General features: G+C 36.9%; 25 protein-coding genes. All 25 read left to right on the top strand.

Annotated features, from left to right (window positions below; translation table 11 throughout):
• Window positions 1-8 precede the first annotated feature (8 nt).
• The 25 genes from rplW to ACXAG7_RS08645 all read left to right on the top strand — a co-directional run bounded on the left by rplW (window position 9) and on the right by ACXAG7_RS08645 (window position 12,167).
• Window positions 9-299: a 50S ribosomal protein L23 gene (gene rplW, locus ACXAG7_RS08765; protein WP_408044924.1), complete on the top strand. Its 291-nt coding sequence runs from the start codon at window positions 9-11 to the stop codon at window positions 297-299.
• Window positions 300-310: 11 nt separating this feature from the next.
• Window positions 311-1,135, top strand: coding sequence for a 50S ribosomal protein L2 (rplB, locus tag ACXAG7_RS08760; RefSeq protein ID WP_408044923.1), 825 nt, complete (start codon window positions 311-313; stop codon window positions 1,133-1,135).
• Between the two features lie 6 nt (window positions 1,136-1,141).
• Window positions 1,142-1,420, top strand: coding sequence for a 30S ribosomal protein S19 (gene rpsS / locus ACXAG7_RS08755; protein WP_408044922.1), 279 nt, complete (start codon window positions 1,142-1,144; stop codon window positions 1,418-1,420).
• A gap of 9 nt (window positions 1,421-1,429) precedes the next feature.
• Window positions 1,430-1,834, top strand: coding sequence for a 50S ribosomal protein L22 (gene rplV / locus ACXAG7_RS08750; RefSeq protein WP_408044921.1), 405 nt, complete (start codon window positions 1,430-1,432; stop codon window positions 1,832-1,834).
• 11 nt (window positions 1,835-1,845) lie between these two features.
• The gene (gene rpsC / locus ACXAG7_RS08745; protein WP_408044920.1) at window positions 1,846-2,562 is read left to right on the top strand and encodes a 30S ribosomal protein S3; all 717 of its coding nucleotides are present in this window, start codon (window positions 1,846-1,848) and stop codon (window positions 2,560-2,562) included.
• 21 nt (window positions 2,563-2,583) lie between these two features.
• On the top strand, window positions 2,584-3,015 hold the full coding sequence (gene rplP, locus ACXAG7_RS08740) for a 50S ribosomal protein L16 (RefSeq protein ID WP_408044919.1): 432 nt from the start codon (window positions 2,584-2,586) through the stop codon (window positions 3,013-3,015).
• 11 nt (window positions 3,016-3,026) lie between these two features.
• Window positions 3,027-3,218 (top strand): 50S ribosomal protein L29, encoded by a 192-nt coding sequence (rpmC, locus tag ACXAG7_RS08735; RefSeq protein WP_320417884.1) that lies wholly within the window; start codon window positions 3,027-3,029, stop codon window positions 3,216-3,218.
• An 18-nt stretch (window positions 3,219-3,236) separates the two neighbouring features.
• The gene (rpsQ, locus tag ACXAG7_RS08730; RefSeq protein WP_408044918.1) at window positions 3,237-3,494 is read left to right on the top strand and encodes a 30S ribosomal protein S17; all 258 of its coding nucleotides are present in this window, start codon (window positions 3,237-3,239) and stop codon (window positions 3,492-3,494) included.
• A 1-nt stretch (window position 3,495) separates the two neighbouring features.
• Entirely contained in the window at window positions 3,496-3,864 is a 369-nt protein-coding gene (gene rplN / locus ACXAG7_RS08725) for a 50S ribosomal protein L14 (protein ID WP_086030197.1), read from the top strand.
• 13 nt (window positions 3,865-3,877) lie between these two features.
• Window positions 3,878-4,186: a 50S ribosomal protein L24 gene (gene rplX, locus ACXAG7_RS08720; protein WP_408044917.1), complete on the top strand. Its 309-nt coding sequence runs from the start codon at window positions 3,878-3,880 to the stop codon at window positions 4,184-4,186.
• A gap of 2 nt (window positions 4,187-4,188) precedes the next feature.
• Window positions 4,189-4,743, top strand: coding sequence for a 50S ribosomal protein L5 (rplE, locus tag ACXAG7_RS08715; protein WP_408044916.1), 555 nt, complete (start codon window positions 4,189-4,191; stop codon window positions 4,741-4,743).
• 1 nt (window position 4,744) lies between these two features.
• The gene (gene rpsN / locus ACXAG7_RS08710) at window positions 4,745-5,014 is read left to right on the top strand and encodes a 30S ribosomal protein S14 (protein WP_093868905.1); all 270 of its coding nucleotides are present in this window, start codon (window positions 4,745-4,747) and stop codon (window positions 5,012-5,014) included.
• Between the two features lie 344 nt (window positions 5,015-5,358).
• Window positions 5,359-5,757, top strand: a complete 399-nt coding sequence (gene rpsH / locus ACXAG7_RS08705) for a 30S ribosomal protein S8 (RefSeq protein WP_408044915.1) — start codon at window positions 5,359-5,361, stop codon at window positions 5,755-5,757.
• 15 nt (window positions 5,758-5,772) lie between these two features.
• The gene (gene rplF, locus ACXAG7_RS08700; RefSeq protein ID WP_408044914.1) at window positions 5,773-6,318 is read left to right on the top strand and encodes a 50S ribosomal protein L6; all 546 of its coding nucleotides are present in this window, start codon (window positions 5,773-5,775) and stop codon (window positions 6,316-6,318) included.
• 19 nt (window positions 6,319-6,337) lie between these two features.
• Entirely contained in the window at window positions 6,338-6,688 is a 351-nt protein-coding gene (gene rplR / locus ACXAG7_RS08695) for a 50S ribosomal protein L18 (protein ID WP_408044913.1), read from the top strand.
• A gap of 8 nt (window positions 6,689-6,696) precedes the next feature.
• Window positions 6,697-7,221, top strand: a complete 525-nt coding sequence (gene rpsE, locus ACXAG7_RS08690; RefSeq protein ID WP_408045233.1) for a 30S ribosomal protein S5 — start codon at window positions 6,697-6,699, stop codon at window positions 7,219-7,221.
• Window positions 7,222-7,232: 11 nt separating this feature from the next.
• Window positions 7,233-7,415, top strand: a complete 183-nt coding sequence (gene rpmD, locus ACXAG7_RS08685; protein WP_408044912.1) for a 50S ribosomal protein L30 — start codon at window positions 7,233-7,235, stop codon at window positions 7,413-7,415.
• Window positions 7,416-7,426: 11 nt separating this feature from the next.
• The gene (gene rplO, locus ACXAG7_RS08680) at window positions 7,427-7,876 is read left to right on the top strand and encodes a 50S ribosomal protein L15 (protein WP_408044911.1); all 450 of its coding nucleotides are present in this window, start codon (window positions 7,427-7,429) and stop codon (window positions 7,874-7,876) included.
• A 14-nt stretch (window positions 7,877-7,890) separates the two neighbouring features.
• On the top strand, window positions 7,891-9,213 hold the full coding sequence (gene secY, locus ACXAG7_RS08675) for a preprotein translocase subunit SecY (RefSeq protein WP_408045232.1): 1,323 nt from the start codon (window positions 7,891-7,893) through the stop codon (window positions 9,211-9,213).
• Between the two features lies 1 nt (window position 9,214).
• Window positions 9,215-9,430, top strand: coding sequence for a translation initiation factor IF-1 (gene infA / locus ACXAG7_RS08670; protein ID WP_068206835.1), 216 nt, complete (start codon window positions 9,215-9,217; stop codon window positions 9,428-9,430).
• A 12-nt stretch (window positions 9,431-9,442) separates the two neighbouring features.
• Window positions 9,443-9,559, top strand: coding sequence for a type B 50S ribosomal protein L36 (gene ykgO, locus ACXAG7_RS08665; RefSeq protein ID WP_010181906.1), 117 nt, complete (start codon window positions 9,443-9,445; stop codon window positions 9,557-9,559).
• A 2-nt stretch (window positions 9,560-9,561) separates the two neighbouring features.
• A complete protein-coding gene (gene rpsM, locus ACXAG7_RS08660) occupies window positions 9,562-9,927 on the top strand; it encodes a 30S ribosomal protein S13 (protein WP_408044910.1) in 366 nt (121 codons plus the stop codon).
• A gap of 33 nt (window positions 9,928-9,960) precedes the next feature.
• Complete coding sequence (gene rpsK / locus ACXAG7_RS08655; protein ID WP_068703467.1) at window positions 9,961-10,347, top strand: 30S ribosomal protein S11; 387 nt, start codon at window positions 9,961-9,963, stop codon at window positions 10,345-10,347.
• A 123-nt stretch (window positions 10,348-10,470) separates the two neighbouring features.
• Window positions 10,471-11,076, top strand: a complete 606-nt coding sequence (gene rpsD / locus ACXAG7_RS08650) for a 30S ribosomal protein S4 (protein WP_408044909.1) — start codon at window positions 10,471-10,473, stop codon at window positions 11,074-11,076.
• 98 nt (window positions 11,077-11,174) lie between these two features.
• Window positions 11,175-12,167, top strand: coding sequence for a DNA-directed RNA polymerase subunit alpha (locus ACXAG7_RS08645; RefSeq protein ID WP_408044908.1), 993 nt, complete (start codon window positions 11,175-11,177; stop codon window positions 12,165-12,167).
• The last annotated feature ends 14 nt before the right edge of the window (window positions 12,168-12,181 follow it).

Genomic DNA, 12,181 nt, shown 5'->3' with positions numbered 1-12,181 from the left:
GGAACGAAATGAGTATTTTAATTAAACCTATTATTACGGAAAAAGCTACAAATGAAAGCGAAGTATTCAACCGTTTTACATTTGTTGTAAATAAGAAGGCTAACAAAGTTGAAATCAAAGGAGCTGTTGAAGCTACTTATGGTGTAGCAGTAAAGTCTGTACGTACAATGAACCATCCAGCAGAAAGAAAGACTAAATACACTAAGAAAGGTTTAGTTTCTGGATTAACTAGTGGGTACAAGAAAGCTGTAGTTCAGTTAGCAGAAGGTGAAACTATTGATTTTTATAACAATCTTTAAGAAAAGACAGAATGTCAGTTAGAAAATTAAAACCAATAACACCAGGTCAGCGTTTTAGAGTTGTAAATGGGTTCGACACCATTACTACTGATAAGCCGGAGAAATCATTATTAGCTCCGAAAAAACGATCTGGAGGTCGAAACAATCAGGGAAGAATGACTACTCGTAACATCGGGGGAGGTCACAAACAAAAATACCGTATCATCGACTTTAAAAGAGCGAAAGACGGTATCCCAGCAACAGTAAAAACTATTGAGTACGATCCAAACCGTACAGCGTTTATCGCATTAGTAGTTTATGCTGATGGAGAAAAACGTTATGTAATTGCACAAAACGGATTAAAAGTAGGTCAAAAAATCGTTTCAGGATCAGAAGCAACTCCAGATGTTGGAAATGCAATGTTCTTAAGTGATATTCCATTAGGAACTACAATTTCATGTATCGAATTACGCCCAGGTCAAGGTGCTGTTATGGCTCGTTCAGCTGGATCTTTTGCACAGTTAATGGCAAGAGATGGTAAGTATGCTACTGTAAAGTTACCTTCTGGTGAAACGAGATTAATCTTGTTAACTTGTAAAGCAACGATCGGGGTTGTGTCTAACTCTGACCACCAATTGTTAGTATCAGGTAAAGCTGGTAGAAGCAGATGGTTAGGTAGAAGACCAAGAACGAATGCTGTAAGAATGAACCCAGTTGATCACCCAATGGGTGGTGGTGAAGGACGTTCTTCAGGAGGACACCCTAGATCTAGAAACGGAATCCCAGCGAAAGGATTTAAGACTAGATCGAAAACTAAAGCTAGTAACAAGTATATTATCGAACGTAGAAAGAAATAATAAGTCATGGCAAGATCATTAAAAAAAGGACCGTACGTTCACTATAAATTAGAGAAAAAAGTCTTAGCTAACGTTGAAACTGAAAGTAAGTCAGTGATCAAAACTTGGTCTAGAGCAAGTATGATTACTCCTGATTTCGTTGGACAAACAATCGCTGTGCACAACGGACGTCAGTTTGTACCAGTATACGTTACTGAGAACATGGTAGGTCATAAATTAGGAGAATTTTCACCAACACGTTCGTTTAGAGGGCACGCTGGTGCAAAAAATAAAGGAAAAAAATAGTAGGAAATTATGGGAATTCGTAAAAAAGAAATGGCGAGGAAGCTTAAAGAAGAGCGCAAACAAAAAGCGTTTGCTAAGCTTACTAACTGTCCTACATCACCAAGAAAGATGCGTTTAGTTGCTGATTTAGTAAGAGGTGTTGAAGTTGAAAAAGCTTTACAGATCTTAAAGTTTAGCCCTAAAGAAGCATCTCGTAACTTAGAAAAGTTATTATTATCTGCTATTGCTAACTGGCAAGCGAAAAACGAAGACGCTAGCATCGAAGACGCTGGATTATTTGTAAAGTCGATTTGTGTGGATAGCGCAGGAATGTTAAAGAGATTAAGACCAGCTCCACAAGGACGTGCACACAGAATTAGAAAACGTTCTAATCACGTAACTTTAGAGTTAGGAACTAAAAATAACAGTAATTAATCAAAGTAGAAATGGGACAAAAAACAAATCCAATAGGAAATCGTTTAGGAATTATCAGAGGATGGGAATCTAACTGGTACGGTGGAAATGACTACGGAGATAAGATTGCTGAAGACAATAAGATAAGAAAGTATATCAATGCTCGTTTATCTAAAGCAAGTGTTTCTCGTGTAATTATTGAGCGTACTTTAAAACTTGTAACCGTTACTATCACTACAGCACGTCCAGGTATCATCATTGGTAAAGGAGGTCAAGAGGTAGACAGGTTGAAAGAGGAGCTCAAGAAGATTACTGGTAAGGAAATTCAAATCAATATTTTCGAAATCAAACGTCCAGAATTAGACGCTAAATTAGTAGCTGCTAGTATTGCACGTCAAATCGAAAACAGAATTTCATACAAGAGAGCTACGAAGATGGCAATCGCTGCTGCTATGCGTATGAACGCTGAAGGTATCAAGGTACAATTATCAGGTCGTTTAAACGGAGCTGAGATGGCGCGTTCTGAGCACTATAAAGAAGGTAGAATTCCTCTATCTACGTTCAGAGCAGATATCGATTATGCACTTGTTGAATCACATACTACATACGGAAGAATTGGTGTGAAAGTATGGATAATGAAAGGTGAGGTTTATGGAAAGCGCGAGTTATCACCATTAGTTGGATTATCTAAGCAAAAAGGAGGTAATTCAAAAGGTGGAGGAAAGCGTCAACCTCGCAGAAGAAAATAATTTTTTTAAAAGAAATTAAACATGTTACAGCCAAAAAGAGTAAAATTCCGTAGAGTTCAGAAAGGCAAGGGTAATATGAGTGGTAACTCTGGTAGAGGTACGCAACTTTCTAACGGAACGTTTGGTATCAAATCATTAGACCAGAACTTACTTACTTCACGCCAAATTGAGGCGGCTCGTATCGCGGCAACTCGTTATATGAAAAGAGAGGGGCAACTTTGGATTAAAATTTTCCCAGACAAGCCAATTACTAAGAAACCATTAGAGGTACGTATGGGTAAAGGTAAAGGTGCACCTGATCATTTTGTTGCAGTAGTAAAACCAGGTAGAATTTTGTTTGAAGTTGGTGGTGTACCAATGGAAATCGCAAAAGAAGCTTTACGTTTAGCTGCACAGAAACTTCCAGTGAAAACGAAGTTTGTGATTGCAAGAGATTACGATTATAACGCTTAATTCTATAGACAATGAAACAATCAGAAATTAAAGAATTATCAACAGCTGACTTACAAGACAAGCTAGGAGCGTTGAAGAAAAATTATACTGATCTTAAGATGGCACACGCCATAACTCCTTTGGAGAACCCATTAGAGTTACGTAGCTTAAGAAAAACTGTAGCAAGAATTGCTACAGAGTTAACAAAAAGAGAATTACAATAATTCTAGTCAGTTTTAAAGATGGAAAAAAGAAATCTTAGAAAAGAAAGAATAGGTGTTGTATCAAGTAACAAAATGGAGAAGTCTATTGTTGTTAACGAGGTAAAAAGAGTAAAGCACCCTATGTACGGAAAGTTCGTTTTGAAAACGAAGAAGTACGTTGCACATGACGAGAATAACGATTGCAACATTGGAGATACTGTTAAAATAATGGAAACTCGTCCATTAAGTAAATCTAAGCGTTGGAGATTAGTAGAAATCCTAGAAAGAGCTAAATAATATGTTACAAACAGAATCAAGATTAAAAGTAGCAGACAACACTGGAGCTAAAGAGGTTTTAGTGATTAGAGTTTTAGGAGGAACAAAAAAGCGTTACGCTAGCGTTGGAGATAAGATCGTTGTTACGGTAAAGTCTGCAACTCCAAACGGAACTGTAAAGAAAGGTCAAGTTTCTCGTGCAGTTGTTGTTCGTACTAAGAAGGAAGTTAGACGTAAAGACGGTTCATATATCAGATTTGATGACAATGCTTGTGTATTATTAAATCCTTCTGAAGAGATGAGAGGTACACGTGTATTCGGTCCTGTGGCTCGTGAATTACGTGATAAGCAATTTATGAAGATCGTATCATTAGCACCTGAAGTGCTTTAAAATCGAGTGTAAGATGAAGAAGTTCAAAATCAAATCAGGTGATACTGTTAAAGTTATAGCAGGTGATCACAAAGGATCTGAAGGAAAGGTTTTACGTATCCTTAAAGATGTGGATAGAGTAGTAGTAGAAGGGGTAAACATGGTGTCTAAGCACACGAAACCTAGCGCTACTAACCCACAAGGAGGTATCGTAAAAAAGGAAGCACCTTTACATATTTCTAACGTAGCTTTAGTGGAAAACGGTGAAGCAGTTCGCGTTGGTTACAAAATGGAAGGTGATAAGAAAGTGAGATTTTCAAAAAAATCAGATAAAGCTATATAACCATGAGTTACGTACCAAGATTAAAAGAAGAGTACAAGAGCCGAGTAATTAGTGCTCTTACTGAGGAATTCGGTTATAAGAATGTAATGCAAGTACCTAAATTACAAAAGATCGTTGTATCGAAAGGTGTAGGTGCTGCAATTGCTGATAAGAAATTAATTGAATATGCCATTGACGAGTTAACTACGATTACAGGTCAAAAAGCAGTACCAACTATTTCGAAAAAAGACGTTGCAAACTTCAAATTACGTAAAGGGATGCCAATCGGGGCAAAAGTTACGTTACGTGGAGATATCATGTACGAATTTTTAGACAGATTAGTAACTGCTTCATTGCCACGTGTAAGAGATTTCGACGGAATCAAGGCAAATGGTTTTGATGGTAGAGGTAATTACAACTTAGGAATTACTGAACAAATCATCTACCCAGAGATTAATATTGATCAAGTGAAGAAAATTAGCGGTATGGATATTACTTTTGTAACATCTGCTACTACTGATAAAGAAGCGAAATCATTATTAGGAGAATTAGGTTTACCATTTAAAAAGAATCAATAAGATGGCTAAAGAATCAATGAAAGCGCGTGAGCGTAAAAGAGCTAAGATGGTAGAGAAGTACGCTGAGAAAAGAAAGGCTTTAAAAGAAGCTGGAGATTACGAAGCGTTACAGAAATTACCAAAGAATGCATCTCCAATTAGAAAGCACAACCGTTGTAAATTAACGGGACGTCCTAAAGGGTATATGCGTCAGTTCGGTATTTCACGTGTTACTTTCCGTGAAATGGCTAACCAAGGGTTAATCCCAGGAGTTAAAAAGGCAAGCTGGTAGAAAGTTTTCCTTATGCTAAAAAGCTTTAAATAGGTGTACAACGCAAGTTGTGCACCTATTTTTTTTGAACTACACCTCGTTTAAAGGGTTTCAAATCGGTGTGGATTTCGGTTGTGCGAGCTGTGATCGTGAGCCAATAAATTAAGAGTCAAAACGATAATTGACAAAATGGTTTGAAATCCGAAAACTTTGTGTATATTTGCAAACTGTTTTTCGTAGGGTAAATTACGCCTTGTCGAAAACGTTGACAAAAATAAGTATTAACTGGTTTCAGGTTTAGTAGTTACGATTTTTCGTAGGAACTATAGAAACTGCTAAAAACCAAAACCGCAAATTAATTAATTATGTACACAGATCCTATCGCGGATTTTCTAACTCGTGTGAGAAATGCAATTGGTGCAGGACACAGAGTGGTTGAAGTTCCTGCTTCAAAATTGAAGAAGGAGATGACCAAAATTTTATTCGATCAAGGGTACATTTTAAGTTATCAATTTAATGATGAGACTGTTCAAGGTACCATCAAGATAGCTTTAAAGTACGACAGAGCGACTAAAGAGTCGGTTATTAGAAAAATTCAAAGAGTATCAACACCAGGTTTACGTAAGTACGTTGGTTCGAAAGAAATGCCAAGAGTACTTAACGGATTGGGGATTGCTATCGTGTCTACATCGAAAGGTGTAATGACAAACAAGAAAGCTCGTCAAGAAAATGTAGGTGGAGAGGTTTTATGTTACGTTTACTAAAATCACAGTTGTAAGATGAGTAGAATAGGAAAAAATCCAATCGCATTGCCACAAGGTGTTGAAGTAAAAGTAGACGGAAACGTGGTTACAGTAAAAGGGAAGTTAGGAGAGTTATCTCAAGAGTTGACTGCTGGAATTACTGTAAAAATTGAAGATGGTATCATCACTGTAGAGAGACCATCAGACGGTAAAGATCAAAGAGCTGCTCACGGGTTGTACCGTGCTTTAATCAACAACATGATTGAAGGAGTTACTAAAGGTTTTACCAAAGAACTAGAATTAGTTGGTGTAGGTTATAGAGCTTCTAACCAAGGTCAAAAATTAGATTTAGCTTTAGGTTTTTCTCATAACATCGTATTAGAATTAGCTCCTGAAGTTAAGATAGAGACTGTATCTGAAAAAGGTAAGAACCCTATCGTTAAGTTGACTTCACACGACAAGCAATTAGTTGGTCAGGTAGCAGCAAAAATCCGTTCTTTCCGTAAGCCAGAGCCTTACAAAGGAAAAGGAATTAAGTTTGTAGGAGAAGTATTAAGAAGAAAAGCAGGTAAATCTGCATAATAACTAAGAAAATATTATTATGGCATTATCAAAGCTTGAAAGAAGACAACGCATTAAGTATAGAATTAGAAAAATTATTTCTGGTACTGCTGCAAAGCCAAGATTATCGGTTTTTAGAAGTAACAAAGAGATCTATGCTCAAATTATAGACGATGTTGCTGGTGTTACTTTAGCATCTGCTTCATCAAGAGACAAGGAGATTGCATCTGGTTCTAAAGCAGAAGCTGCTACAGCTGTAGGGAAAACTATCGCTGAAAAAGCTTCAAAAGCTGGCATCACTACTGTTGCTTTTGATCGTAACGGGTATTTATACCACGGGAGAGTTAAAGTATTAGCAGACGCTGCAAGAGAAGCTGGTTTAAAATTTTAAGAAATTATATTATGTTAGGATATAAAAACGTAGAAAGAGTAAAACCAAGCGGATTAGAGCTTGTAGATAAATTAGTAGGAGTTCAACGTGTTACTAAAGTAACTAAGGGTGGTAGAGCTTTTGGTTTTTCTGCAATTGTTGTTGTAGGAGATGGTAACGGAGTTGTAGGACACGGATTAGGGAAATCTAAAGACGTTTCTTCTGCAATTGCTAAAGCAGTAGAAGATGCAAAGAAAAACTTAGTTCGCATTCCTATCTTAGATGGAACTTTACCTCACGAGCAAAAAGGTAAATTCGGTGGAGCTAAAGTATTTATCAAGCCAGCTTCACACGGTACCGGAGTTATTGCAGGGGGTGCTGTACGTTCTGTATTAGAATCAGTAGGAATTAAAGACGTATTATCGAAGTCTCAAGGTTCTTCTAACCCTCACAACGTAGTAAAGGCTACTTTTGACGCTTTATTACAATTACGTAGTGCTGAGACCATCGCTAAGCAAAGAGGTATCTCTTTAGATAAAGTATTTAACGGTTAATTTTTAAGAGGATGAGTAAGATTAGAGTTACACAAGTAAAAAGCCAAATAGGTCGCCTTAAAAATCAAAAATTGACGTTAGAGGCCTTAGGATTACGTAAGATGAATCAAACTGTAGAGCACAACGCTACACCTACAGTTTTAGGAATGGTAAAAAAAGTTCAACACTTAGTTTCTGTAGAAGAAATTAAATAAGATATTATAAGATGAGTTTACATAACTTAAAACCAGCAGCTGGATCAACTAAAAGCGGTAAGCGTATCGCTCGTGGTGAAGGTTCTGGTCACGGAGGAACTTCGACAAGAGGTCACAAAGGAGCTAAATCTCGTTCAGGATATTCTAGAAAGATTGGATTTGAAGGAGGGCAAATGCCACTTCAAAGACGTGTGCCTAAATTTGGTTTTACAAACATCAATCGCAAGGAATATGTTGGTGTAAATTTAGATAAATTACAAGGTTTAGTGGATAGCGGTAAAATCACTGATACAGTTACTTTAGACGTATTAGTTGAGAACCGTTTAGCTCGTAAGAATGACTTAGTGAAAATCTTAGGTCGTGGTGAGTTGAAAGCTAAATTAAATATTACTGTACACAAATTTACTGCTACTGCAAAAGCGGCTATCGAGGCTGCCGGTGGAGAGGCGGTTACCTTATAAGAAAACTGTAAATGATGAATTTTATAAATACTTTAAGAGATATTTTCAAGATAGAAGAATTAAAATCTAAGATTCTTTTAACGATAGGTTTAATTGCTGTTTACCGCTTTATGGCAGCTGTTCCATTACCTGGAATAGACCCTACACAGCTAACAGCATTAAAAGACCAAGCTGGAGATGGTCTTTTAGGTTTATTAAACGCATTTACAGGAGGGGCATTTGCTCGCGCGTCAGTAATGGCACTTGGGATTATGCCTTACATTTCTGCATCGATTGTAGTTCAGTTAATGGGTATCGCGGTACCGTATTTACAGAAATTACAAAAAGATGGAGAGAGTGGTAGAAAAAAGATTACTCAAATAACTCGTTGGTTAACGATCTTAATTACCATGGTTCAAGGACCTACGTATATCACGGCGATCAAAACTCAATTCGGTTTAACCGAGGCTGCTTTCTTAGTACAAGGACCAGTATTCTGGGTGTCGTCAATGATTTTATTAACTGCAGGAACAATTTTTGCCATGTGGTTAGGAGAGCGTATCACTGACAAAGGAGTTGGTAATGGAATCTCATTATTAATTACTGTTGGTATTATCGCGAACTTCCCAGTAGCATTTATCCAAGAGGTTATCTCTAAAACGGATAATGCTGGTGGTGGTGGAATCATGATGATCTTAATCGAGTTAATCGCGTGGTTTGTGGTAATTTTGTTAACTGTATTATTAGTAACAGCTGTTCGTAAGGTTGCTGTACAGTACGCTCGTCGTACGGCAGTAACGGATATTAAAGACGTTGATGGAGCGCGTCAGTACATTCCTTTAAAGTTGAATGCTGCTGGGGTAATGCCTATCATCTTCGCACAGGCTATCATGTTTATACCGGTAGCACTTGGGCAAAAATATCCAGAGATGAAGAGCTTAGCTGATAATTTCGGGTTATGGTATAACGTTATATTTGCTATCTTAATTATTGTCTTCAGTTACTTTTACACGGCAATTACTATTCCTACAAACAAGATGGCTGAGGATTTAAAGAGAAGTAATGGTTTTGTTCCTGGATATAAGCCAGGTGAAGAAACTGCAAATTACTTAGATGCTGTATTGTCGAGAATTACTTTCCCAGGATCGTTGTTCTTAGCAGCATTGTCAATCTTACCTGCGATTATCGTAAAGTTTGGGGTAACTCAAAACTGGGCGATGTTCTTCGGAGGAACCTCATTAATCATTATGGTAGGGGTAGCTATTGATACGATTCAGCAAATTAACTCGTACTTATTAAACAGTCGTTATGACGGTTTAATGAAAACTGGTAATAGTAACAGAAAATCATTGAAATAATATGGCTAAACAACCAGCAATTCAACAAGATGGAACGATAACGGAAGCATTGTCCAATGCTATGTTCCGTGTAGAATTAGAAAATGGGCATATTGTAACGGCTCATATTTCAGGAAAGATGCGTATGCATTATATTAAACTTTTACCTGGAGATAAGGTAAAGTTAGAAATGAGCCCGTATGATTTAACGAAGGCTAGAATTACTTACAGATATTAAAAAACAACACTGATGAAAGTAAGAGCATCATTAAAGAAAAGAAGTGCCGACTGCAAAATCGTTCGCAGAAAAGGCAGATTATATGTAATAAATAAGAAGAATCCTAGATTTAAACAAAGACAAGGGTAGTTATGGCAAGAATCGCAGGTATTGACATTCCAAAGAATAAAAGAGGCGTAATCGCTTTAACTTACATCTTTGGTATAGGAAGAAGCAGAGCTAAAGAAGTGTTAGCGACTGCAAACATCGATGAAAGTATCAAAGTTCAAGATTGGACTGATGATCAAATTGCAGCAATTCGTGAGCAAGTTGGAACTTACACTATCGAAGGTGAATTGCGTTCGGAAGTTCAATTAAACATCAAACGTTTAATGGACATCGGATGTCAAAGAGGTATTCGTCACAGACTTGGGTTACCTTTAAGAGGTCAGAGAACTAAGAATAACTCTCGTACGAGAAAAGGTAAGAGAAAAACTGTAGCTAACAAGAAAAAATAATCGCTAGATTATTTTTACTAATCGTAAAGAATTATGGCAAAGTCTAAAGTAACAAAGAAACGTAAAGTTGTAATTGAATCAGTAGGTGAAGCACACGTTACTGCATCATTCAACAATATCATCATATCTTTAACGAACAAAAAAGGAGACGTTATCTCTTGGTCATCTGCCGGGAAAATGGGCTTTAGAGGTTCTAAGAAGAACACTCCTTACGCTGCGCAATTAGCAGCTGAAGATTGTGCTAATGTGGCTAAAGAAGCTGGATTACGCAAAGTTAAAGTATATGTTAAAGGACCAGGTAACGGTAGAGAATCTGCTATCAGATCTATCCACAATGCTGGAATCGAGGTAACTGAAATCATTGACGTTACTCCAATTCCTCACAACGGATGTCGTCCACCTAAAAGAAGAAGAGTATAAGCTGAACATCCGTTCAGTTTATACTTTTACTTTGTTTTTTAAAGTAAAAATTTTTAACTCAGTAGGATCTAGATTATCGAAGGAGTACGCCTTAATTCATAATCCCTACTAAATTTAATAGAAATGGCAAGATATACAGGACCAAAAACTAAGATTGCTCGTAAGTTTGGTGAAGCAATCTTCGGAGACGATAAGAACTTCGAAAAAAGAAATTACCCTCCAGGACAACACGGAGTTGGTAAGAGAAGAGGAAAGAAATCTGAATACGCTATCCAGTTAATGGAAAAGCAAAAAGCTAAGTATACTTACGGTATCTTAGAGCGTCAGTTCTCTAACTTATTCAAAAAAGCATCAGCTTCTAAAGGAATTACTGGTGAGGTATTGTTACAATTATGTGAGTCTCGTTTAGATAACGTAGTATACCGTTTAGGTATTGCTACTTCTCGTAGAGCTGCTCGTCAGTTAGTTTCTCACCGTCACATTACTGTAAACGGTAACATCGTAAACATTCCTTCTTATAGATTAAAAGCTGGAGACGTTGTTGCAGTAAGAGAGAAGTCTAAATCTTTAGACGCTATCGAAAATGCATTAGCTTCTAACAGCAGTGTATACGAGTGGTTAACTTGGAATGCTGAGCAAAAGTCTGGTACTTTCGTAAAAGCTCCAGAAAGATTACAAATTCCTGAGAATATCAAAGAGCAATTAATCGTAGAATTATACTCTAAGTAATAAATTAATCATATTGGTATTTGGCCAAAGGGTTTGTCAGAACTTCTTCAATCTTTTAAACCGCGCAACCAAATAACAATCAAAACGAAGAAAAACATATGGCGATTTTAAATTTTCAAAAACCAGACAAAGTAATTATGGTTGAATCTACCGATTTTTCAGGTAGATTTGAGTTCAGACCTTTAGAACCAGGATTTGGTTTAACAGTAGGTAATGCTTTGAGAAGAGTATTGTTATCTTCTTTAGAAGGGTTTGCAATTACATCATTACGCGTGGATGGTGTAGATCACGAGTTTTCAACTATCGAAGGAGTTGTTGAGGATGTGACTGAAATTATCTTGAACTTAAAGCAAGTGCGCTTTAAAAAGCAAATCGAAGAATCGGACAGAGAAACTGTTTCTATCGCGATTTCTGGTCAAGAGCAATTAACAGCAGGTGATTTACAAAAGTTTATCTCTGGTTTCCAAGTATTGAACCCAGACTTAGTACTTTGTAATATGGACAAATCAGTAAACTTAAACGCTGAGATTACCATAGAAAAAGGAAGAGGATTTGTTCCTGCAGAGGAAAACAAGAGAGCTGGAGCGCCATTAGGTACCATCTTTACTGACTCTATTTACACTCCGATAAAGAATGTAAAATACGCAGTAGAAAACTTCCGTGTAGAGCAAAAAACTGATTACGAAAAGTTAGTTTTCGATATCGATACGGATGGGTCTATTAATCCAAAAGACGCGTTGACTGAAGCTGCTAAAATTTTAATCCACCACTTTATGTTATTCTCTGATGAGCGTATCACTTTAGAGGCAGATGAAATTGCACAGACGGAAACTTATGACGAAGAGTCATTACACATGCGTCAGTTGTTAAAGACCAAATTGGTAGATATGGATTTATCTGTGCGTGCTTTAAACTGTTTAAAGGCGGCAGAAGTAGATACTTTAGGAGACTTAGTATCGTTTAATAAGAGTGACTTAATGAAGTTCAGAAACTTTGGTAAGAAGTCATTAACTGAATTAGAAGAGTTAGTGCATAACAAAGGTTTAAATTTCGGAATGGATTTAAGCAAATACAAATTAGATAGAGATTAATCTTTCATAATTTG

The organism is Tenacibaculum sp. AWR4_210 (assembly GCF_056160945.1).
The sequence above is the reverse complement of the archived record's forward strand: the minus strand, read 5'-3'. Positions and strand labels throughout refer to the sequence as shown.